This is a genomic window from Kitasatospora sp. NPDC036993, assembly GCF_055607525.1.
The window spans coordinates 441,709-462,069 of record NZ_JBVJRP010000004.1 but is presented as its reverse complement, the minus strand read 5'-3'; the positions used below and the strand labels follow the sequence as shown (position 1 = coordinate 462,069).

Here is a 20,361-nt window from a genome sequence, read left to right as displayed (position 1 = left end):
GACGCGCCGCGGGCGGGGGCGGCGCAGGGGGTGGCCCGGAGAGGGGCGTGACGGGTGATTTTCAGACTGCCACCGCTGTCCGGCGTCGCACCCACGAGCAGGGCAGTCCGAAAATCACCCAGCCCCCGGAGCGGCCACCCCCGGAGCCGACCCCGCCACCCCACCCTCCCGAAAGCCCCCCGACAACCACAGAAACCCCGAGGGCCCCCACCGTTCCCGGCAGGGGCCCTCGTCAACACTCACCTCAGCGGTGATCAAGCGCCGGATTCACCGTCACCTCGACCCGCTGGAACTCCTTGAGCTCCGTGTACCCCGTGGTGGCCATCGCCCGCCGAAGCGCCCCGAACAGGTTCATCGTCCCGTCCGGCGTGTACGAGGGCCCGGTCAGGATCTCCTCGGTGGTGCCGACCGTCCCGAGGTCCACCCGCTTGCCCCGCGGCAGCTCCTCGTGGACGGCCTCCATCCCCCAGTGGAACCCCTTGCCCGGCGCATCCGTCGCCCGGGCCAGCGCGGCGCCGATCATCACCGCGTCCGCCCCACAGGCGACCGCCTTCGGGATGTCGCCGCTGTAGCCGACGCCACCGTCCGCGATCACGTGCACGTAGCGCCCACCGGACTCGTCCATGTAGTCGCGACGGGCGGCCGCCACGTCGGCCACGGCCGTGGCCATCGGCACCTGGATGCCCAGCACGTTGCGGGTGGTGTGGGCCGCGCCCCCACCGAACCCGACCAGCACCCCGGCGGCGCCGGTCCGCATCAGGTGCAGCGCCGCGGTGTACGTGGCACAGCCGCCGACGATCACCGGAACGTCCAGCTCGTAGATGAACTGCTTGAGGTTGAGCGGCTCGGCGGCACTGGAGACGTGCTCGGCCGAGACGGTGGTGCCACGGATGACGAAGACGTCGACCCCGGCGTCCACCACGGCCTTGGAGAACTCGGCGGTGCGCTGCGGCGAGAGCGCGGCGGCGGTGACCACACCGGAGTCGCGGACCTCCTGGATCCGCTGCTTGATCAGCTCGGCGCGGATCGGCGCGGCGTAGATCTCCTGGAGCCGGCGGGTCGCGGTGGACGGGTCGGTGATCGCGGCGATCTCGTCCAGCAGCGGCTGCGGGTCCTCGTAGCGGGTCCACAGGCCTTCGAGGTTCAGCACGCCCAGACCGCCGAGGCGGCCGATCTTGATGGCCTGCTCCGGCGAGACCACGCTGTCCATGGGGGCCGCCAGGAACGGCAGCTCGAAGCGGTAGGCGTCGATCTGCCAGGCGATCGAGACCTCCTTCGGGTCCCGGGTACGACGGCTGGGGACGACGGCGATGTCGTCGAAGGCGTACGCCCGGCGGCCGCGCTTGCCACGCCCGATCTCGATCTCGGTCACTTCGAGCCCTTCTGCTGTGTTGCTCATGCCCGCCGGGTCACCCCGGCCGCACCCCAGTATCCCGTACTGCCGCTGGTCCCGCCCCGACGGCCCGTACCCGGCCCCGACGGCCGGGCCCGTACCCGCGGAGGGTCCGGACACGCGAGGAGGGCCCGCGTCGGCGGGCCCTCCGGCGTTCAGCGGATCAGCGGGTCGAGTAGTTCGGCGCCTCGACGGTCATCTGGATGTCATGCGGGTGGCTCTCCTTGAGCCCCGCCGAGGTGATCCGGACGAAGCGGCCCTTGCTCTCCATCTCGGCGACGGTGGCGGCGCCGACGTAGCCCATGGTCTGGCGCAGGCCGCCGACCAGCTGGTGCAGCACGGCCGACAGCGGGCCGCGGTAGGGCACCTGGCCCTCGATGCCCTCGGGGACGAGCTTGTCGTCCGAGGCCACCTCGGCCTGGAAGTAGCGGTCCTTGGAGTACGAGCGGCCCTGGCCGCGGGACTGCATGGCGCCCAGCGAGCCCATGCCGCGGTAGGACTTGAACTGCTTGCCGTTGATGAACATCAGCTCACCCGGCGACTCCTCGCAGCCGGCCAGCAGCGAGCCGAGCATCACGGTGTCGGCACCGGCGGCCAGCGCCTTGCCGATGTCGCCCGAGTACTGGAGGCCACCGTCGCCGATGACCGGCACGCCGGCCGCCTGGCAGGCCACCGCGGCCTCGTAGATGGCGGTGATCTGCGGCACGCCGATGCCGGCGACCACGCGGGTGGTGCAGATGGAGCCGGGGCCGACGCCGACCTTGACGCCGTCCACGCCGGCGTCGATCAGCGCCTGGGCGCCGTCGCGGGTGGCGACGTTGCCGCCGACCACGTCGACCTTGACGGCCGACCTGATCTTCGCGATCCAGGCCAGCGCGTTGTGGCTGTGGCCGTGCGAGGTGTCCACCACCAGGAAGTCCGCACCGGCCTCGACCAGGGCCTGGGCCCGGTCGAACGCCTCGGCGCTGGCACCGACGGCGGCGCCGACCAGCAGCCGGCCCTCGGAGTCCTTGGCGGCGTTCGGGTACTGCTCGGCCTTGACGAAGTCCTTGACGGTGATCAGGCCCTTGATCCGGCCCTCGTCGTCGACCAGCGGCAGCTTCTCGATCTTGTGGCGGCGCAGCAGGGCCATCGCGTCCACGCCGGAGATGCCGACCCTGCCGGTGATCAGCGGCATCGGGGTCATGATCTCGCGGACCTGGCGGCTGCGGTCCGACTCGAAGGCCATGTCGCGGTTGGTGACGATGCCGAGCAGCTTGCCCGCCTCGTCGGCGATCGGCACGCCGGAGATGCGGAACTTGGCGCACAGCGCGTCGGCCTCGGCCAGGGTGGTCTCCGGGCCGACCGTGATCGGGTCGGTGACCATGCCGGACTCGGAGCGCTTCACCAGGTCGACCTGGTTGGCCTGGTCCTCGACCGACAGGTTGCGGTGCAGCACGCCGACGCCGCCCTGGCGCGCCATCGCGATGGCCATTCGCGACTCGGTGACCTTGTCCATCGCCGCGGAGAGCAGCGGGATGTTGACGCGCACGTTCCGGGAGACCCGCGAGGAGGTGTCCACCTGGTTCGGCAGCACCTCGGAGGCCCCGGGCAGCAGCAGGACGTCGTCGTACGTGAGCCCGAGCATGGCGAACTTCTCGGGTACGCCTGCGGCGTTGTAAGACATTTGGGGGGTACCTTCCGTGGCCGGCCTAATCCGCTCACGCCCTGAGGGTGGGGGCGCATTCATCGCTCACTCGCGCAGACCGCCGAAGCCGGGTGCAATGGGAGGATCCTCCAAGGGGACCCCGCGCGCACCCGTCAAACTTTGGTGACCCGCCCAGGCGCCGATACCCCATGGTACTGGCACCGCGAATGTGTCCTCGTGTGCCCTTGACAACAACCCCACCCCGTGGATCATTCCTCCACAATCGGCGGAAACGGCACGGATCAGGAGGACTCCTCCGCGAGCGCCCGCAGCCGGCTGAGCGCCCGGTGCTGGGCCACCCGGACGGCACCCGGTGACATCCCGAGCACCTCGCCGGTCTCCTCCGCCGACAGCCCCGCGGCCACCCGCAGCAGTACCAGCTCGCGCTGACGGGCCGGCAGGTTGGAGAGCAGCTCCTTCGCCCAGGCCGCGTCGCTGCTCAGCAGCGCCTGCTCCTCGGGGCCGAGCGCCTCGTCCGGCACCTCGGGCAGGTCGTCCTGGGGCACGACCGTCGAGCCGGGCCCGCGCATCGCGGCCCGCTGGAGGTCGGCGATCTTGTGCGCGGCGATCCCGTACACGAAGGCCTCGAACGGACGCCCCTGGTCCTTGTACCTGGGCAGCGCGCAGAGCACCGCGACGCAGACCTCCTGGGCGACGTCGTCCACGTGGTGCCTGGCACCGCCGGGCAGCCGGACCAGCCTGGCGCGGCAGTACCGCTGTGCCAGCGGGTGGACGTAGGCGAGCAGCGCGTCGATCGCCGGGCCCTCGCCGCGCACCGCGGCCGCGACCAGCTCGCCCACCAGCGGCGAGCCGCCCGTGCCGAGCACCGGCGGGCGGCCTGGCCCCGCCTGGCCGGCGGAGTCGCCGGGTTCCGCGTACGACGGATCGTGGCCCGGGCCGGAGGGCTCGGCCTCCACCGGGTCCGCCTGGCCGGGCGCACCGGCGACGTCGTCGCGCATCGGTCCATGGTGCCTGGTCGAGCGGGAAAACGCGGCACCGCGTCCGGAGTTGTGCACCGGAACGTTATGCGCTGCGGCACCGTGCGACGTGCCGCGCACCACCGGCCCCTCCTGCACCGTGCCGCCTCCCGCCCCGTCGCCGTCGGTGGTGGTCCCGTCCGTCGCGCCGTCCGCCGAGTGTCCTGCGGCTGCGTGGTCCGCCGCAGTGCCTGTCCGCTGGTCCCCGAGGTGCTCCACTCCTCCATGGTGCAACCTCGGGACCGTAACGTCACACGCCCGTGCGGCAGCCGCTCCGGGAACCGCCGACGGCACGCCGCACCCGGCGGCGCCGCCGGTGGTCAGCGGACCAGGCCCCAGCGGAAACCCAGCGCCACCGCGTGCGCCCGGTCGGAGGCACCGAGCTTCTTGAACAGCCGCCGGGCGTGGGTCTTGACGGTGTCCTCGGAGAGGAACAGCTCGCGACCGATCTCGGCGTTGCTGCGACCGTGGCTCATGCCCTCCAGCACCTGGATCTCACGCGCCGTCAGCGTCGGCGCCGCACCCATGTCGGGGCTGCGCAGCCGGCGCGGGGCGAGCCGCCAGGTCGGGTCGGCGAGGGCCTGGGTGACGGTGGCCCGCAGCTCGGCGCGCGAGGCGTCCTTGTGCAGGTATCCGCGGGCACCCGCGGCCACCGCGAGCGCGACACCGTCGAGGTCCTCGGCGACGGTGAGCATGATGATCCGCGCGCCCGGGTCGGCGGACAGCAGTCGCCGGACCGTCTCGACCCCGCCGAGGCCGGGCATCCGGACGTCCATCAGAACGAGATCGGAGCGGTCTGCCACCCAACGGCGGAGGACCTCCTCCCCGTTCGTCGCGGTGGTGACCCGGTCCACACCGGGTACGGTCGCGACCGCGCGGCGAAGCGCCTCGCGGGCAAGCGGGGAATCGTCGCAAACGAGAACGGAAGTCATGACCGTCGTCCTCCGCAGCTGATCCGCGTCACGTTGAGCCTCCTGGCTGGTACGAACCTCTCCGACACGGCCGATCGGCGACAGACTCCGTGCTGATCGCCCCAACCTGCCCGCGATCTTTCCCGACGTCCGGCGCCCGCTAACCGCCTCCGCACTTCCAACGACCGTCACTCGAATGAGTTACGGCCTTCGGGGCCATCTCCACCACTGTACGTGGCCAACCCATTACCGATCAGCCGCATCGCGGTGCACACGCCGCACTTTTCCGCAGCTCGCGCGCGGTGGGCGCACGACCCGCACACCGATTCGCCGCGTCGCGCGCCCGGCGGCCACCCGATTGCCACGCCCGCGCCGGGCGGAGCCCTTGCCCACTATGCCCGTTTTTATAGCTTTCGTATGGTCATTGACTGTTGTGCCAGTGTGTGGGTGACTTGTCCATGGAGTTGCCTTAAGTCATATTTCCAGGTGTCCACACCAGTGCATCGAAGCCCCGCCGCACCGCTCGGCAGCAGCCCCGCCGAACGCCCGGCGGACGGCCGACAGCCTCTGAAGGGAATGAGCCATGGCAGATTTCTCCCGCCTCCCCGGTCCCAACGCGGACCTCTGGGACTGGCAGCTCTCCGCAGCCTGCCGTGGCGTGGACAGCTCGCTCTTCTTCCACCCCGAGGGCGAGCGCGGGGCCGCGCGCAGTTCGCGCGAGGCCAGCGCCAAGGAGGTCTGCATGCGCTGCCCGGTGATCGCCGAGTGCGCGGCGCACGCGCTGGCGGTCCGGGAGCCGTACGGCGTCTGGGGCGGGATGACCGAGGACGAGCGCGAGGAGATGCTGGGGCGCTCGCGGCACCGCCTGGTCGAGGTCCCGCTGGCCCCGCCCGCGGTGGCCCAGCACTAGCCCTGTCTTCCGATGCGCCGTGAGGAAACGTTTTTTCGCGGCGCTTCAGCCTGCTCGCTCACGGCGAGTTCCGGACCACCGCGCCCCGGTCACCCACCGTCAGCGGTCGGCGGCCGCCCCCGCCAGCCGCTCCAGCATCAGCGCCACGGCCGGCACCTCGGCCAGGTCCGGCAGGGTCAGCGCGACCACCTGGCGCACCGCGGACGCTCCGGAGGCCGTCCGCACCGGCACCGTCGACACGCCGTCAGGGCGCACCGAGCGGAGCGCCAGCCCGGGCAGCACCGCCACCCCCAGCCCCGCCGCCACCAGGCCGACCACCGCCGGGTAGTCGTCCGTCGCGAAGTCGATCCGGGGCTCGAAGCCCGCCCCGGCGCACAGCTCCACCAGATGCCCCCGGCACTGCGGGCAGCCGGCGATCCACTGCTCCTGCGCCAGCTCGGCCAGCTCCACCGCCCCGCCCCGCCCCGCCAGCGGGTGGCCGGCGGGCAGCAGGCCCACCAGCGGGTCGTCCAGCAGCGGGGTGACCACCAGGTCGGACCAGTCGGTCCCGGCGGTCAGCTGCTGCGCCTCCAGGTTGGCCTCGGCCCTGGCCTCGCGCGGCGTGCCGTGGCCGGGCGCGGGGAGCGCGGCGCCGCCGTCGGCCCTGGGGTAGCGGAAGGCCAGCGCGATCTCGCACTCGCCGCCGCGCAGCATCGCCAGCGACTCCGGCGGCTCCGCCTCGACCAGCGACACGCACACCCCCGGATGGCCGTCCCGCAGCCGGGCGACCGCGGGCGGCACCAGGGTGGAGCTGGCGGTCGGGAAGGAGACCAGCCGCACCCGTCCGGCCCGCAGCCCGGCGATCGCGGCCACCTCCTCCTCGGCGGCGGAGAGCCCGGCCAGGATCCCGGTGGCATGCTTGAGCAGGACCCGGCCCGCCTCGCTGAGCTGCATCCCGCGGCCCGAACGGACCACCAGCGGGGTGTCCACCGACTTCTCCAGGGCCTTCATCTGCTGGCTGATGGCGGGCTGGGTACACCCCAGCTCACGGGCGGCGGCGGAGAAGGAGCCGGTGCGGGCGACGGCACGCAGGACGCGCAGATGGCGGGCCTCGATCATGCCTCAGTTATAAGGCAATCTTTGCATTCTGCAAAATTCTACTGATAGCTGACCGCCGGCACACCGCCCGGGCCGGAGGACCGGGCCGGGCCGGCAACGGCCGGAGGCCCGGCCCGCCTCCCGAGGGGAGCGGACCGGGCCTCCGGTCAGGCGGTGGGGCCTCAGTGCGAGTGGCCGTGCGAGTGGCCGTGGCCGCTGTCGGCCTCCTCTTCCTTCTTCTCCACCACGAGGGTCTCGGTGGTGAGGAGCAGGGAGGCGATCGAGGCGGCGTTCTCCAGGGCGGAACGGGTGACCTTGACCGGGTCGATGACGCCGGCCTTCACCAGGTCGCCGTACTCGCCGGTGGCGGCGTTGTAGCCCTGGCCGATCTCCAGCTCGGAGACCTTGGAGGTGATGACGTAGCCCTCCAGACCGGCGTTCTGGGCGATCCAGCGCAGCGGCTCGTGCAGCGCCTTGCGGACCACGGCGACACCGGTGGCCTCGTCACCCGACAGGCCCAGGCCGTCCTCCAGCACCTTGGCGGCGTGGACCAGGGAGGCGCCGCCACCGGCGACGATGCCCTCCTCGACCGCGGCGCGGGTCGCCGAGATGGCGTCCTCCAGGCGGTGCTTGCGCTCCTTCAGCTCCACCTCGGTGGCGGCGCCGACCTTGATGACGCAGACGCCGCCGGCCAGCTTGGCCAGGCGCTCCTGCAGCTTCTCGCGGTCCCAGTCGGAGTCGGTGGCGGCGATCTCACCCTTGATCTGGGCGACGCGGCCGGCCACGGCCTCGGCGTCACCGGCACCGTCGACGACGGTGGTCTCGTCCTTGGTGATGGTCACGCGGCGGGCGGTGCCCAGCACGTCCAGGCCGACCTGGTCGAGCTTGAGGCCGACCTCCTCGGAGATGACCGTGCCGCCGGTCAGGGTGGCCAGGTCGCCGAGGATCGCCTTGCGGCGGTCGCCGAAGCCCGGGGCCTTGACGGCGACGGCGTTGAAGGTGCCACGGATCTTGTTCACGACCAGGGTCGACAGCGCCTCGCCGTCGACGTCCTCGGCGATGATCAGCAGCGGCTTGGAGGCACCGCCCTGGAGGATCTTCTCCAGCAGCGGCAGCAGCTCCTGGATGGAGGAGATCTTGCCCTGGTTGATCAGGATGTACGGGTCCTCCAGGACCGCCTCCTGCCGCTCCGCGTCGGTGACGAAGTACGGCGACAGGTAGCCCTTGTCGAACTGCATGCCCTCGGTGAAGTCCAGCTCCACGCCGAAGGTGTTCGACTCCTCGACGGTGATGACACCGTCCTTGCCGACCTTGTCGATCGCCTCGGCGATCAGCTCGCCGACCTGGGTGTCCTGCGCGGAGAGGGAGGCGACGGCGGCGACGTCGTCCTTGCCCTCGATCTCGCGGGCGACGGACAGCAGGTGCTCGGAGACGGCGGCGACGGCCTTGTCGATGCCCTTCTTCAGGGCGGCCGGGCCGGCACCGGCGGCGACGTTGCGCAGACCCTCGTTGACCAGGGCCTGGGCCAGCACGGTGGCGGTGGTGGTGCCGTCACCCGCGACGTCGTTGGTCTTGGTGGCGACCTCCTTGACGAGCTGCGCGCCAAGGTTCTCGTACGGGTCGTCCAGCTCGACCTCGCGGGCGATGGTGACACCGTCGTTGGTGATGGTCGGGGCGCCGAACTTCTTGTCGATGACGACGTTGCGGCCCTTGGGGCCGATGGTCACCTTGACGGTGTCGGCCAGCTTGTTGACACCGCGCTCCAGCGAGCGGCGGGCGTCCTCGTCGAACTGCAGGATCTTCGCCATGTTCCCTATTCCCTCGGGGCTGCGGCCGGCCCACCGGCCGCCGAACTACGTGAACCAACAACCACGCCCCGGGCCCCTGTCACTTGGGACACGGATCCGGGGCGGGTCGGAACGACTTACTTCTCGATGCTGCGTTTACTTCTCGATGATGGCGAGAACGTCGCGAGCCGAGAGGACGAGGTACTCCTCGCCCTGGTACTTCACCTCGGTGCCGCCGTACTTCGAGTACAGGACGATGTCACCGACGGCGACGTCGAGCGGCAGACGCTGGCCGTCCTCGAAGCGGCCCGGTCCGACGGCCAGGACGACGCCCTCCTGGGGCTTCTCCTTGGCGGTGTCCGGGATAACCAGGCCGGAGGCCGTGGTGGTCTCGGCGTCGAGCGGCTGGACCACGATGCGGTCCTCGAGCGGCTTGATGGCAACCTTGCTGCTGGTGGTCACGTCCGAGCTCCCCTTCGGAGATTACGGGGTTTTCTAACGGGTAGGGCGATCCTGCGGGCCTGCCGTCGCGGGGGTCAGACACACGTCGTCGCATTAGCACTCTCCCGGTGGGGAGTGCCAAGGACGACCATAGGGCCGGGTTAGCACTCAGTCAACCAGAGTGCCAACGGCGCGCCCTGAGATCCCTGGTTCCGGGATGAGTAGTCGTACTCATGTGCGGCCGGTCCCGGCCCGGACAGACTCCCTGCCATGACTCCGATCCCGGCCCGCATCGGCCCGTCCCGGCTCAAGGACGCGGCCCTCGCCGTACTGTCGCTGCCCCTCCTGGGAGCCGCACTGCCGTTCGTCGCCTTCTTCGTCGTCGCCTCCCTCGGCAACGGCCCCGGCCACGGGGACGACGGGGACGGACTCGGGTGGGCCTTCCTCGGCATCGGGATGCTGGCCGCCCCGGTCGTCGCCCTGGCGGCGGGCCTGGTGGTCGCCTTCCGCAGCCGGCGGTCCGGCTACCGGCTCCTGCCGTTCGCGGCCGCGCTCTCCCCGTTCGCGCTGCCCGTGGTCCTCTCCTCGGGCGTCCTGTGGCGGTGAACCGGCCGCTGCCCGCGAGAATGGCCCCGTGGACACCGAGAACCTCCAGCCCCTGCTGACGCCCGAGGGCCAGGCCCTGCTCGCCGAGCTGCGCGAGTTCACCCCCGAGGAGGAGCTGGCGCTGGCGACCCGGTTGCGCCGGGAGCACCCGGCGGAGCTGGTGTCCGCGGCGTTCGGGCAGGCGCGGCTGCGGCAGCGGGCCCGGGCGAAGTTCGGGGCGGACGCCGACCTGATGTACTTCACGCCCAACGGGGTCGAGCAGTCCACCAGGCGCAGCGTGGCCGAGTGGCGGGCGCAGCGGTTCGCCGGGCTGGGCGTACGGCGGCTGGCGGACCTGTGCTGCGGCATCGGCGGGGACGTGCTGGCGCTGGCCCGGGCGGGCATCGAGGTGCTGGCCGTCGACAAGGACCCGGCGGCCTGCGCGGCCACCGCGGCCAACGCCGCCGCGCTGGGGCTGGCCGAGCTGGTGGAGGTGCGCTGCGCGGACGTCGCCGAGGTGGACGTCACCGGCTACGACGCGGTGTTCACCGACCCGGCCAGGCGCACCTCGCGCGGCCGGGTGTTCGACCCGGAAGCGTACGCCCCGCCGCTCTCCTGGGCGATCGAGGCCGCCCGGCGGACCCCGGTCGGCGCCCTGAAGGTCGCCCCCGGCATCCCGCACGAGGCCGTGCCGCGGGACGCCGAGGCCGAGTGGGTCTCCGACCACGGCGACGTCAAGGAGGCGGTGCTCTGGTTCGGCACCCGGGCCGCGCACCCGCACCGCGCCACCCTGCTGCCGCAGGGCGCCGGCCTGACCGGGGGCGACCTGCCCGACCCGCCGGCCGGCCCGGTCGGGCGCTACCTGTACGAGCCGGACGGCGCGGTGATCCGGGCCCACCTGGTGGCCGAGGTGGCCGGGCAGGTCGGCGGCCGGCTGATCGACCCGAAGATCGCCTACCTGACCTCGGACGAGCTGGTCGCCACCCCGTACGCGCACGCCTTCGAGCTGACCGACGTGCTCCCGTTCGGCATCAAGAAGCTGAAGGCGCTGCTGCGCGAGCGGGCGGTCGGCACGGTGGTGATCAAGAAGCGCGGGATGGCGATCACCCCGGAGGAGCTGCGCCGCCAGCTCAAGCCCTCCGGGCCGAACACCGTCACGGTGATCCTCAGCCGGACCGACCACGGCCCGCTGATGATGCTGGGGCAGCCGGTCTGAGCTACGACGCGGGCGCCTGGATGTAGTCCTCCAGCCGGGCCACCGAGAAGCCCTGCTCCTGGATCCGGGCCAGCAGGTCGCCGAACATCTGGGTCATCGTGGCGCCCTTGAGCTCCTTGGGGCCGCGGAAGTGCGCCAGGATGATGTCGCCGGACTTCAGCTTCTTGTCCCCCGACTGGTACTGCATGTCGTGGATCTGCATCGACTCGCGCCACAGCACCATCGCGCGCGGGCCGCACTGCTGGACCGAGGTGTTGAGCGTCGGGGTGCTGGCGCCGTCGCCGAAGGGCGGCCGGAACAGCAGCGGGGCGGTGCCGTACTGCTGGGTGAGCGCGGACTGCGCGTCGCAGATCTCGGACTTCTGCTTCTCCGCCGGGATCTTGCTCATCACCGGGTGGTCCACGGTGTGGTTCTGGACGTGGTTGCCCAGCGCCTGGAGCGGCTTGAAGTAGCCGTAGTCGTTCTTGACGATGTCCCGGGTCAGGAACATCGAGATCGGCACCTTGAGGTCGGTCAGCATCTCGACGAACTTCGGGTCCTTCTCGGCACCGTCGTCGATGGTGATGAAGACGACCTTGTCGTTCGTCTTCACCTCGCTGAACACCGGTACCGGGCCGGTCCGTTCGAGCTTGACGGGCTTGTCGGCGGGCGGCGCGGGAGCGGGGGCGAGCGGGGTGAGGTTCCACTTGGCCCAGGCCGCCGCGCCGGCGCCGGCCGGGGCGGGGGTGGTCGGGGCGGCGCCGGCCGGCGCGGCCCCGGTGGGCGGGGGCGTGCCCGGCCCGGTCGTGGCAGCCGTGGTGGCCGGGGCGGCGCTGCCACCGCCTCCGCCGTCGCCGCAGGCGGTGGCGAAGGCCAGCAGGGCCAGCGCCCCCACCGCGTACGTCCTGGTCCTGCTCCGCCCGTCCCTGATCACCGCAGCGCGCTCCCGGTTCCCGTCCAGCTCTCTCGGCTATGCACGGTAACGGCTGCCGCCGCGGTTCCCGATCCGGGGTTACTCGACGTGTTCGCTGCTGAAGGACCAGCGGTGCACCGGTCGGCCGAGCAGCTCGGCCGGCGGGTCGGCGACGGGCCGGGGCTCGCCGCTCCACCAGCTGATCAGCAGCACCCGCTCCCCCGCGGCCGTGAGCAGTTCGAGGCGTTCGAGACCGGCCGCTCCGCGCAGCGCGGGCAGCGCCGACTCCCTTGCCCAGGCGGCGAGTTCGGCCCCACGGCCGGCCGCGGCCCGGGCCTCCCACATCGCGGCGACGGTCATCAGGCGCCGCCGCCGAGGGCCTGGTAGGCCTGGCCGTGGACGTCGCCGTGCTCCAGGTGCGCGGCCGGGACGTGGACGTCGGTCACCGGCAGCGAGGAGTCCGCCGACAGGTCGAGCGAGGACGGCGCGCGGTCGCGCCACACCATCTCTGCGCCCAGCGCCGCGACCATCGCGCCGTTGTCGGTGCACAGGCCGGGCCGGGGCACCCGCAGCCGGATGCCGGCCCGGTCGCAGCGCTGCTGGGCCATCTCGCGCAGCCGCGAGTTGGCCGCCACGCCGCCGCCGATCATCAGGTGGTCGACGCCGCTGTCCCGGCACGCCTTGACGGCCTTGCGGGTGAGCACGTCGGTGACCGCCTCCTGGAAGGACGCCGCCACGTCGGCGATCGGCACCTCCTCGCCGGCCCGGCGCTTGGCCTCCACCCAGCGGGCGACGGCGGTCTTCAGGCCGGAGAAGGAGAAGTCGTACGCCGGGTCGTTCCTGCCGCTCAGGCCGCGCGGGAAGGCGATCGCCTTCGGGTCGCCCTCGCGGGCCGTGCGGTCGACGATCGGACCGCCGGGGAAGCCCAGGCCGAGCACCCGTGCGACCTTGTCGAAGGCCTCACCGGCCGCGTCGTCGATGGTCGCGCCGAGCGGGCGGACGTCGCTGGTGATGTCCTCGCTGAGCAGCAGCGAGGAGTGCCCGCCGGAGACCAGCAGGGCCATCGTCGGCGAGGGCAGCCGGCCGTGCTCCAGCTGGTCGACGCAGATGTGCGAGGCGAGGTGGTTGACCCCGTACAGCGGCTTGTCCAGCGCCCAGGCGTACGCCTTGGCGGCGCTGACGCCGACCAGCAGCGCGCCGGCCAGGCCGGGGCCCGCGGTGACGGCGATGCCGTCCAGGTCGCTCGCCTTGACCCCGGCGGTGTCCAGGGCGCGCTGGATGGTCGGGACCATCGCCTCCAGGTGCGCGCGGCTGGCGATCTCGGGGACGACGCCGCCGAAGCGGGCGTGGTCGTTGACGCTGGAGGCGACCGCGTCGGCCAGCAGCGTGGTGCCGCGCACGATGCCGACGCCGGTCTCGTCGCAGGAGGTCTCGATGCCGAGGACGAGCGGTTCGTCAGCCATGGCGGGTGTCCTCAATGTCCTTCGGGTCAGTGCTGTCAGTGCTCGGGTGGTCGAGGCGCATCACCAGCGCGTCGACGTTGGCGGGCTGGTAGTAGCCGCGCCGGATGCCCACCGGTTCGAAGCCGTGGCGCTCGTACAGCCGCTGGGCGCGCGGGTTGTCCACCCGCACCTCCAGCAGCAGCTCGGCGCACTCGCGCCGGGCGGCCTCCCGGATCAGGTCGGTGAGCAGCGCCGTGCCGAGGCCGCCGCCCTGGTGGCGGTCGTCGACGGCGATGGTCTGGACGTCGCCCTCGCCCGCGATCACCATCAGCCCGGCGTAGCCGACGATCGCGCCGTCCGGGGCGGCCGCGACGGTGTAGTGGCGGGTGCCGCCGGGATGGGACTCGGCCAGCTCGGACCAGAACATCCCGGCGGACCAGGCGTCCTCCGGGAAGAGCCGCAGCTCCAGCTCCAGCACCGGGGCGATGTCCCACCAGCGCATCGGGCGCAGGGTGGTGCCGTGGTTCACGCGGGGAGCACCGCCTTGTAGCCCGCCGGGACCTGGGCGTCCGGGCGGCGCAGGTACAGCGGGACGTTCGGCAGCAGCTCGCGCCCGGCGGTCAGCTCGGCGGCGGCGAAGCCGGCCAGGGCGCCGGCCGAGACGTGCTCGGGGCCGTGCGCGCCGGGGAACGCCTCGGGGTAGAGCACCGCGCCGGCGCCGACGGAGCGCTCCCGCGGGGTCAGCTCGGCCGGACGGTCCACGCCGGGGCCCTCGGTGCGGCGGCCCTCGGCATCGTACGAGGCCCAGTAGACCTCCTTGCGGCGCGCGTCGGTGGCCACCGTGAACGGCCGGCCGGCCAGGCCCTCGGCGCGGGCCTGGAAGGCGATCGCGTCCAGGGTGCAGACGCCGTGCACCGGCAGCCCGAGGGCGTGGCCGAGCGCGGCGGCGGTCACCAGGCCGACCCGGAGGCCGGTGTACGGGCCCGGGCCGACGCCGACCGCGATGCCGGTCAGCCGGTGCTTGTCCACACCGGCGGCCCGCAGCACCTGGTCGATCGTGGGCAGCAGCAGTTCGCCGTGGCGCCTGGCGTCGACCTGGTGGGTCTCGGCGAGGACAGCCGTGCCGTCGTGGACGGCGGCGGTGACGGCGGGGGTAGCGGTGTCGAACGCGAGCAGCAGCACGGGGTCAAGGTTAGACCGACGTTGGGCCGACCGGCCGATCGGCAGGGTGTACCACCCGGGAACACACATCCGAGGCGCTGCGACCCGACAGGATGAACCTGGCACGATGGGGCCGTACGTAAAGGGACGGCGGCGGGAGCGGCAACGTGGCGAAGATGGGTCCTGGAGTGGTGGTCACGGGGTTGACCCTGGGGGCCCTGGCGGTGGTGAGCCTGTTGGCCTTCCAGGCGAACGGCGCCCAGGACCGGGCGGGCGGCGCCAAGCCCACCGTGACCACCAGCGCGACCGGCACGGCCACCACCGCGGCGCCGACCGCCTCGGCCACCCCGACCGTCCCGCCGGTGCCGACCACCACGGGCACCGGCCCCCGGGTGGTCTACTCGATCGGCAGCCACTACGTCTGGCTGGTCGACCCGAAGAAGAACCCGCAGGTCGCGGCCGCCTTCCCGGTCACCCCGGGCTCGGTCGAGCCGACTCCGGGCAGCTACGCGGTGTACAGCCGCACCCCGACCACCACCGGGACGGACGGCAAGCAGATCGAGCACGTGGTGCGCTTCGCGCAGCAGAACGGCGTGGTGTTCGGCTTCAGCGCCGCGGTGGACGGCGCGACGCCGACCACCGACCCGAGCGCGAAGACCGGCGGCATCCGCAGCGGCCGCGCCGAGGGGCAGCTGCTCTGGGACTTCGCGCCGAAGGACACCAAGGTGGTCGTGGTCGCCTGATCCGGGACGGCCCTGAACCGCCCGGGTGGTTCCGGGCCCGGAAGAACCGGCCTCACGCGGCCCGGGGCGCCTGCGCCTCGGGCCGTTCGTCGTGCCCGGGCCGCGGTTCGGGCGGGGTGGACACCGCCTCGGCGGCCGCGCGGGCGGCCAGCAGCGCCCGCATCGGCTCTCCCGGAGCGCGGTGGGCGGACTCTCCGGCCCCGGCGGCGCGGACCGGCCGCTGCGGGGCGGGGGTGGTGCTCGACATGGCGCCTCCCTAGTTAGGCAGACCTAACCGCAGCACCCATCCCACCACGCCCGGCGCCCCGCCCGCAACACCTTCCCGACAGCCTGTCGGCAAGATGCCGGCGACCCGGCGCGGCCGCTACCCGAGGTCCGCCAGCGGCACGTCCGCCCAGCGCGGGCCGATGCCGGTCAGCAGCACCCGGCGCGGGTCCTGGTCGTCCCCGTCCGCGGTGTCGCCGATGGCGCGCTCGATCCGGACCTCCAGCCGGTCCTCGGAGAGCCGCTCGACCTTGCCCTCGCCCCACTCGACCACGACCACCGACTCGGGCAGCGAGACGTCCAGGTCGAGGTCCTCCATCTCGTCCAGGTCCCCGCCCAGCCGGTACGCGTCCACGTGCACCAGCGCCGGGCCGCTGACCAGCGAGGGGTGCACCCGGGCGATCACGAAGGTCGGCGAGGTCACCGCCCCGCGGACCTGCAGGCCCTCCCCCAGGCCCCGGGTCAGCGTGGTCTTCCCCGCCCCCAGCTCGCCGGAGAGCAGCACCAGGTCACCCGGCCGCAGCAACGCGGCCAGCTCCCGGCCGAGCCGGCCCATCCGCTCCGGGGTGGGGACGGTGAGAGTGGCGTGCGAGCCCATGCGCGTGTCTTGCCCTTCGGTCCGTACCGGCGCACCGACCACCGGCCGCCACCGCTACCGTGCCACATCGGCGCGCCCCGCTGCGGCGGGCGGGGCCCCACGGAGGCTCAGGCCGGATCGGCCGCCGGGTCGAGGGCGGGGTCAGGGTCCCGGGGCCGTCGGCCCGCCAGGTCGAGGACGGCCGCGGGCAGCGGCGCCGCCCCCGCGAAGCCGGCGGCCCGGCGCAGCAGCCGCGCCAGCTCGTGGTCGACCAGCTCGGGGCGCTCCAGCATCACCAGGTGCCCGGCGCCCTCGGCCAGCACCAGCTCGGCGCCCGGCAGCCGCTCGGCCATCGCCTCGCTGTGCGTCGAGGGCGTCAGCAGGTCCTTCGTCCCGGCCAGTACCAACGCGGGCAGGCCGCGCAGGGCGGCGAGCGCCTCGTACTTCTCGTGCGCGCCGAACACCGGGTAGAACTCGGCGACCACGTCGATCGGGGTCGCGTCCAGCAGCTGCTCGGCGAAGCGCACCACACCGGGGTCGACGTCCCGGCCGCCGAAGGAGAACCTCCGGTAGAAGACGGCGGCCACGTCCGAGCCCAGCCGCCTGGTCGCCTCGACCAGGTCGACCTGGCGGCCCAGCAGCTTCACCACCCCGGGTGCGACCTTCTTGAACAGCTTCGCGCCGGCCCTCGGCAGGCCGAGGCTGACCTCGTTCCAGTCCCCGGCGAGGGTGCCGATCAGCGCGACCCCGGCGACGCGCTCGCGGAACAGCTCCGGGTGCTGGTCGGCCAGCGCCATCACCGTCATGCCGCCCATCGAGTGGCCCACCAGCACCAGCGGCCCGGTCGGGGCGACGACGTCGATCACCGCCTTGAGGTCGCCGCCCAGCTGGTCGATGCCGGCCGGCTCGCCCGCCAGGTAGGAGCGGGAGCGCTCGGAGCGGCCGTGGCTGCGCTGGTCCCAGAAGACCAGCCGCATGCCCTCGCGCAGCGCGGCCCGCTGGAAGTGCCAGCTGTCCTGGTTGAGGCAGTAGCCGTGGCAGAACACCACGGTCAGCGGCCCGGCGCCGTCAACCGCCCGCCCGCCTCCGGGACGAAGACCGTCCGCCCCCGGGCCGGCGCCGTCCGGCTCGTCCCAGCCGGTGCCGTCCAGCTCCACGTACAGCTCGGTGCCGTCCGGTGCGGCCACCCTCCTCGGGCGCCCGCGCAGCGAGCCGAACGGGGCCTTCGCGTCCAGCTCGGCCCGGGCCCGGCGGCGCATCGCCCGGCCGACGGTCAGCCGCTCGATCGCCACGCCCGCGGCCGCTCCGGCCGCCAGCACACCGACGGAGATCCCGATCACACCGGCCCGGCTCACCCCGGAGGCGGCGCCGGCCACCCTGGCCACCGCCGCGACCGGGTTGCCCTCGGCCGGCGCGTCGGTCATGCCGTCGGGCCCTCGGCGTGGCTGCCGCCCAGGTAGCGGCGGGGCACCCGGGCACCGATCCGGGTGATGATCTCGTACGAGATGGTGCCGCAGGCACGGGCCCAGTCCTCGGCGGTGGGCTCGCCGTGCTCGCCGTTGCCGAACAGCAGCACCTCGTCGCCGATCGCCGGGGTGTCGCCGCCCAGGTCCACCACGAACTGGTCCATCGCGACCCGGCCGGCCACCGTGCGCCACTTGCCGTCGATCTGCACCGGGCCGGTACCGCTGGCGTGCCGCGGGATGCCGTCGCCGTAGCCGACCGGGACCAGGCCCAGGGTGGTCTCGCCCGGTGTCGTGTAGTGGTGGCCGTAGCTGACCCCGTGCCCGCCGGGGACGTGCTTGACCAGCGCCAGCCGCGCGGTCAGCGCCATCACCGGGCGCAGCCCGAAGTCGGCCGGCGAACCCACCTCGGGCACCGGCGACAGCCCGTACGCGGCCAGGCCGGTGCGGACCAGGTCGAAGTGCGACTCGGGCAGCAGCAGGGTGGCCGGGGAGTTCGCCAGGTGGCGGACCTCGGGGCGCAGCCCGGCCGCCTCGGCCACGGCCAGCGCGGCCCGGTAGGAGTCCAGCTGGGCCTGGATCGACGGGTGGCCGGGCTCGTCCGCCGCGGCGAAGTGCGACCAGACGCCGACGACCCTCAGCAGCCCCTCGGCCTCGGCCCGGCGGGCGTCCGCCACCAGTCGCGGCCAGTCGTGCGGCTGGCAGCCGTTGCGGCCCAGACCGGTGTCGGCCTTCAGGTGCACCCGGGCCGGGATGCCGGTCTCGCGGACGGCCGGCAGCAGCTCGTCCAGCGCCCACTGCCCGCTGACCGAGACGTCCAGGTCCGCGCGCAGCGCCTCGCGCCACGGCCCGCCCGGCGTCCACAGCCAGCACAGGACGCGGGCCTGCTCCGGGCGGATGCCCGCGGCCCGCAGCGCCAGCGCCTCGTCCGGCGTCGCGCAGCCGAGCCAGCCGACCCCGTTCGCGACCGCCTCCCGGGCGCACTCCACCGCGCCGTGGCCGTAGGCGTTCGCCTTGACCGCGAGCATCACCGCCGCGCTGCCGACGCGCTCGCGCAGGGCCGCGAGGTTGCCGCGCAGGGCGGCGAGATCGATGGTCGCCTCGGCCCGTACGCCTTCGGTGAGGGTGGCCGTGCCGGTCGTGTTCGCAGTTGTCATCAGGGTCAGTCTCCCAGACGTCCCGGAGTCCTCGCCGAACGGCCCGTCGGCGCGGCGGCCCCCCACGACGCGCCGGCCTGCGGCGGACCGCCCGTTCACCCTGTCCAGGACGCCCTGACCGGATGGTCCGGTTCCGTCGGTCACCCCTCGCGGACCGCCCGCCACACCGCCGGCAGCGCCCCGGCCACCGCGAGCGCCGTGGTCGGGGCGCCCGGCCGGCCCGCCGCCTCGCGGCCGGCCAGGCCGTGCAGGTAGGCGGCCGCCGACGCGGCGTCCAGCGGCGCGAGGCCCGCCGCCAGGAGGGAGCCGGCCAACCCGGCCAGGACGTCGCCGCTGCCGGCGGTGGCCAGCCAGGAGGTGCCGGTGGGGTTCACCCGGACGGCCCCGCCCGGATCGGCGACCACCGTGGTGGAGCCCTTCAGCAGCACCGTCGCGCGATAGGCGGCCGCCAGCCGGCGGGCGGTGGCCAGCCGGGCCGCGGCCAGGTCGTCGGCGGCCGGCGGCGGGCCGCCCTCGGCGCCCGCGAGCAGCCGGGCGGCCTCGCCGGTGTGCGGGGTGAGCAGGGTGGGCGCGGTGCGGCCGGCCAGCGCGTCCGGGCCGAGCCGGCCCAGCTCGGTCAGCCCGTCCGCGTCCACCAGCACCGGGACGTCGCTCGCCAGCGCCTCGGTCAGCGACTGCCGTGCCCCCTCGCCACCGCCGGGACCGACCACCCAGGCCTGCACCCGCCCGGCCCCGGCCGGCCCGCCCTCGGTGACCAGCACCTCGGGGAAGCGCCGCACCACCTCCTCGGCCGCCGTGCCCACGTACCGGACGGCGCCCGCGCCGCCGTGCAGTGCCCCGGCCACCGCCAGCAGCGCCGCCCCCGGGTACGTCGCCGAACCGGCCGCCACCCCGACCACGCCGCGGCGGTACTTGTCGCTCTCCGCGCCCGGCTGCGGCAGCAGCGCCGCCACGTCCGCGTGCTGGAGCGCCGTCACCTCCGCCGCGGGCGGTTCGAGACCGATGCCGACCAGCTGTACGGCGCCCGCGTACGAGGCCCCCGGGTCGACCAGCAGTCCGGGCTTGTAGGTGCCGAAGCAGACCGTGACGTCCGCGCGCAGCGCCGCGCCGGGCACCTCGCCGGTGTCGGCGTCCACCCCGCTCGGCAGGTCCACCGCCACCACGGTCCCGGACCGCCCGGCCCGCGCGTACGGCCGGGCCCCGGGGCGCAGCCCGCCCCGGCCGCCGATGCCGACGATGCCGTCCAGCACCAGGTCGGCGCGCGAGAAGTCGGCCAGGCCGACTTCCTGCTCCACCGTCACCCGCCCGCCGGCGGCCCGCAGCGCGGCCAGCCCGCCCGGGTGCGTCTTCTCCGGCGCCAGCAGCACCGCCGTCACCCGCGCCCCGCGCCGGGCCAGGGCGGCCCCGGCGTACAGGGCGTCACCCCCGTTGTCCCCGCTGCCCGCGAGCACCGTCACCCGGCTGCCGTACACCCGCCCCCGACGCCGGGTCAGCAGCCGCGCACAGGTCGCGGCCAGCCCCGCGGCCGCCCGCTGCATCAGTACGCCCTCCGGCAGCCGCGCCATCAACGCGGCCTCGGCGGCCCGGACGGTGTCCACACGGTGTGCATGACGCATGCGGGAGCTCCTTCAGCGGTCGGCTGTCACCGACGCTAGCCCGCGTCTCCGCCCCGCGGGAG

The 20,361-nt window shown here is 73.8% G+C and carries 21 protein-coding genes; 4 read left to right on the top strand and 17 right to left on the bottom strand.

What is annotated here, in order from left to right:
• Positions 1-244: 244 nt before the first annotated feature.
• The 4 genes from ACZ7C5_RS11275 to ACZ7C5_RS11260 form a co-directional block, all read right to left on the bottom strand.
• Complete coding sequence (locus ACZ7C5_RS11275) at positions 245-1,372, bottom strand: GuaB3 family IMP dehydrogenase-related protein (RefSeq protein ID WP_401081293.1); 1,128 nt, start codon at positions 1,370-1,372, stop codon at positions 245-247.
• A 184-nt stretch (positions 1,373-1,556) separates the two neighbouring features.
• Positions 1,557-3,059 (bottom strand): IMP dehydrogenase, encoded by a 1,503-nt coding sequence (guaB, locus tag ACZ7C5_RS11270; protein WP_188296853.1) that lies wholly within the window; start codon positions 3,057-3,059, stop codon positions 1,557-1,559.
• A 263-nt stretch (positions 3,060-3,322) separates the two neighbouring features.
• Positions 3,323-4,039 (bottom strand): RNA polymerase sigma factor ShbA, encoded by a 717-nt coding sequence (shbA, locus tag ACZ7C5_RS11265; RefSeq protein WP_188296852.1) that lies wholly within the window; start codon positions 4,037-4,039, stop codon positions 3,323-3,325.
• Positions 4,040-4,377: 338 nt separating this feature from the next.
• Positions 4,378-4,989, bottom strand: a complete 612-nt coding sequence (locus ACZ7C5_RS11260; protein WP_014136228.1) for a response regulator transcription factor — start codon at positions 4,987-4,989, stop codon at positions 4,378-4,380.
• Positions 4,990-5,551: 562 nt separating this feature from the next.
• Here ACZ7C5_RS11260 and ACZ7C5_RS11255 point away from each other — a divergent pair.
• Positions 5,552-5,878 (top strand): WhiB family transcriptional regulator, encoded by a 327-nt coding sequence (locus ACZ7C5_RS11255; RefSeq protein WP_188296851.1) that lies wholly within the window; start codon positions 5,552-5,554, stop codon positions 5,876-5,878.
• 99 nt (positions 5,879-5,977) lie between these two features.
• Here the strand turns inward: ACZ7C5_RS11255 and ACZ7C5_RS11250 are convergent, their stop codons facing one another.
• The 3 genes from ACZ7C5_RS11250 to groES form a co-directional block, all read right to left on the bottom strand.
• On the bottom strand, positions 5,978-6,976 hold the full coding sequence (locus ACZ7C5_RS11250) for a LysR family transcriptional regulator (RefSeq protein ID WP_401079847.1): 999 nt from the start codon (positions 6,974-6,976) through the stop codon (positions 5,978-5,980).
• Between the two features lie 161 nt (positions 6,977-7,137).
• Positions 7,138-8,763 (bottom strand): chaperonin GroEL, encoded by a 1,626-nt coding sequence (gene groL, locus ACZ7C5_RS11245; protein WP_188296849.1) that lies wholly within the window; start codon positions 8,761-8,763, stop codon positions 7,138-7,140.
• 135 nt (positions 8,764-8,898) lie between these two features.
• Positions 8,899-9,204 (bottom strand): co-chaperone GroES, encoded by a 306-nt coding sequence (gene groES / locus ACZ7C5_RS11240; protein WP_014136232.1) that lies wholly within the window; start codon positions 9,202-9,204, stop codon positions 8,899-8,901.
• Between the two features lie 249 nt (positions 9,205-9,453).
• Between groES and ACZ7C5_RS11235 the strand changes: the two genes are divergently transcribed.
• Both ACZ7C5_RS11235 and ACZ7C5_RS11230 read left to right on the top strand, forming a co-directional pair.
• Positions 9,454-9,789 carry a hypothetical protein gene (locus ACZ7C5_RS11235; RefSeq protein WP_401079850.1) on the top strand — a complete coding sequence of 112 codons (336 nt, stop codon included), beginning with the start codon at positions 9,454-9,456 and terminating at the stop codon, positions 9,787-9,789.
• Positions 9,790-9,817: 28 nt separating this feature from the next.
• Positions 9,818-10,984, top strand: coding sequence for a THUMP-like domain-containing protein (locus tag ACZ7C5_RS11230; protein ID WP_470322439.1), 1,167 nt, complete (start codon positions 9,818-9,820; stop codon positions 10,982-10,984).
• A gap of 1 nt (position 10,985) precedes the next feature.
• On the opposite strand, the gene ACZ7C5_RS11225 is transcribed toward ACZ7C5_RS11230, so the two are convergent.
• The 5 genes from ACZ7C5_RS11225 to tsaB all read right to left on the bottom strand — a co-directional run bounded on the left by ACZ7C5_RS11225 (position 10,986) and on the right by tsaB (position 14,500).
• Positions 10,986-11,897, bottom strand: coding sequence for a polysaccharide deacetylase family protein (locus ACZ7C5_RS11225; protein WP_401079854.1), 912 nt, complete (start codon positions 11,895-11,897; stop codon positions 10,986-10,988).
• Positions 11,898-11,975: 78 nt separating this feature from the next.
• The gene (locus tag ACZ7C5_RS11220) at positions 11,976-12,236 is read right to left on the bottom strand and encodes a hypothetical protein (protein ID WP_401079856.1); all 261 of its coding nucleotides are present in this window, start codon (positions 12,234-12,236) and stop codon (positions 11,976-11,978) included.
• Positions 12,236-13,339: a tRNA (adenosine(37)-N6)-threonylcarbamoyltransferase complex transferase subunit TsaD gene (gene tsaD / locus ACZ7C5_RS11215; RefSeq protein ID WP_188297724.1), complete on the bottom strand. Its 1,104-nt coding sequence runs from the start codon at positions 13,337-13,339 to the stop codon at positions 12,236-12,238. The genes ACZ7C5_RS11220 and tsaD overlap by 1 nt, the downstream gene beginning before the upstream one ends.
• The gene (rimI, locus tag ACZ7C5_RS11210; protein ID WP_188297727.1) at positions 13,332-13,820 is read right to left on the bottom strand and encodes a ribosomal protein S18-alanine N-acetyltransferase; all 489 of its coding nucleotides are present in this window, start codon (positions 13,818-13,820) and stop codon (positions 13,332-13,334) included. Before rimI ends, tsaD begins: the two co-directional genes overlap by 8 nt.
• A gap of 23 nt (positions 13,821-13,843) precedes the next feature.
• Positions 13,844-14,500, bottom strand: coding sequence for a tRNA (adenosine(37)-N6)-threonylcarbamoyltransferase complex dimerization subunit type 1 TsaB (gene tsaB, locus ACZ7C5_RS11205; protein ID WP_401079859.1), 657 nt, complete (start codon positions 14,498-14,500; stop codon positions 13,844-13,846).
• A 155-nt stretch (positions 14,501-14,655) separates the two neighbouring features.
• Between tsaB and ACZ7C5_RS11200 the strand changes: the two genes are divergently transcribed.
• Entirely contained in the window at positions 14,656-15,222 is a 567-nt protein-coding gene (locus ACZ7C5_RS11200) for a hypothetical protein (RefSeq protein ID WP_401081296.1), read from the top strand.
• 52 nt (positions 15,223-15,274) lie between these two features.
• Here ACZ7C5_RS11200 and ACZ7C5_RS11195 read toward each other — a convergent pair whose 3' ends face one another.
• From ACZ7C5_RS11195 to ACZ7C5_RS11175, 5 genes are all read right to left on the bottom strand, one after another.
• Entirely contained in the window at positions 15,275-15,469 is a 195-nt protein-coding gene (locus tag ACZ7C5_RS11195) for a hypothetical protein (protein WP_188297722.1), read from the bottom strand.
• 117 nt (positions 15,470-15,586) lie between these two features.
• On the bottom strand, positions 15,587-16,084 hold the full coding sequence (tsaE, locus tag ACZ7C5_RS11190) for a tRNA (adenosine(37)-N6)-threonylcarbamoyltransferase complex ATPase subunit type 1 TsaE (RefSeq protein WP_470322438.1): 498 nt from the start codon (positions 16,082-16,084) through the stop codon (positions 15,587-15,589).
• Positions 16,085-16,191: 107 nt separating this feature from the next.
• A complete protein-coding gene (locus ACZ7C5_RS11185; RefSeq protein WP_401079862.1) occupies positions 16,192-17,487 on the bottom strand; it encodes an alpha/beta fold hydrolase in 1,296 nt (431 codons plus the stop codon).
• Entirely contained in the window at positions 17,484-18,683 is a 1,200-nt protein-coding gene (alr, locus tag ACZ7C5_RS11180) for an alanine racemase (protein ID WP_401079864.1), read from the bottom strand. Before alr ends, ACZ7C5_RS11185 begins: the two co-directional genes overlap by 4 nt.
• A 140-nt stretch (positions 18,684-18,823) precedes the next feature.
• The gene (locus tag ACZ7C5_RS11175; protein ID WP_401079866.1) at positions 18,824-20,299 is read right to left on the bottom strand and encodes an NAD(P)H-hydrate dehydratase; all 1,476 of its coding nucleotides are present in this window, start codon (positions 20,297-20,299) and stop codon (positions 18,824-18,826) included.
• Positions 20,300-20,361 lie beyond the last annotated feature (62 nt).

What these genes read in the sequence shown, in the direction of transcription:
- groL (WP_188296849.1), bottom strand. Translation starts at nt 8,763, where the DNA reads ATGGCGAAGATCCTGCAGTTCGACGAGGACGCCCGCCGCTCGCTGGAG.
- rimI (WP_188297727.1), bottom strand. Translation starts at nt 13,820, where the DNA reads ATGCGCTGGTGGGACATCGCCCCGGTGCTGGAGCTGGAGCTGCGGCTC.
- ACZ7C5_RS11200 (WP_401081296.1), top strand. Translation starts at nt 14,656, where the DNA reads ATGGGTCCTGGAGTGGTGGTCACGGGGTTGACCCTGGGGGCCCTGGCG.
- ACZ7C5_RS11235 (WP_401079850.1), top strand. Translation starts at nt 9,454, where the DNA reads ATGACTCCGATCCCGGCCCGCATCGGCCCGTCCCGGCTCAAGGACGCG.
- tsaE (WP_470322438.1), bottom strand. Translation starts at nt 16,084, where the DNA reads ATGGGCTCGCACGCCACTCTCACCGTCCCCACCCCGGAGCGGATGGGC.
- ACZ7C5_RS11220 (WP_401079856.1), bottom strand. Translation starts at nt 12,236, where the DNA reads ATGACCGTCGCCGCGATGTGGGAGGCCCGGGCCGCGGCCGGCCGTGGG.
- ACZ7C5_RS11195 (WP_188297722.1), bottom strand. Translation starts at nt 15,469, where the DNA reads ATGTCGAGCACCACCCCCGCCCCGCAGCGGCCGGTCCGCGCCGCCGGG.
- ACZ7C5_RS11260 (WP_014136228.1), bottom strand. Translation starts at nt 4,989, where the DNA reads ATGACTTCCGTTCTCGTTTGCGACGATTCCCCGCTTGCCCGCGAGGCG.
- ACZ7C5_RS11175 (WP_401079866.1), bottom strand. Translation starts at nt 20,299, where the DNA reads ATGCGTCATGCACACCGTGTGGACACCGTCCGGGCCGCCGAGGCCGCG.
- ACZ7C5_RS11250 (WP_401079847.1), bottom strand. Translation starts at nt 6,976, where the DNA reads ATGATCGAGGCCCGCCATCTGCGCGTCCTGCGTGCCGTCGCCCGCACC.
- guaB (WP_188296853.1), bottom strand. Translation starts at nt 3,059, where the DNA reads ATGTCTTACAACGCCGCAGGCGTACCCGAGAAGTTCGCCATGCTCGGG.
- alr (WP_401079864.1), bottom strand. Translation starts at nt 18,683, where the DNA reads ATGACAACTGCGAACACGACCGGCACGGCCACCCTCACCGAAGGCGTA.
- shbA (WP_188296852.1), bottom strand. Translation starts at nt 4,039, where the DNA reads ATGCGCGACGACGTCGCCGGTGCGCCCGGCCAGGCGGACCCGGTGGAG.
- ACZ7C5_RS11185 (WP_401079862.1), bottom strand. Translation starts at nt 17,487, where the DNA reads ATGACCGACGCGCCGGCCGAGGGCAACCCGGTCGCGGCGGTGGCCAGG.
- ACZ7C5_RS11255 (WP_188296851.1), top strand. Translation starts at nt 5,552, where the DNA reads ATGGCAGATTTCTCCCGCCTCCCCGGTCCCAACGCGGACCTCTGGGAC.
- tsaD (WP_188297724.1), bottom strand. Translation starts at nt 13,339, where the DNA reads ATGGCTGACGAACCGCTCGTCCTCGGCATCGAGACCTCCTGCGACGAG.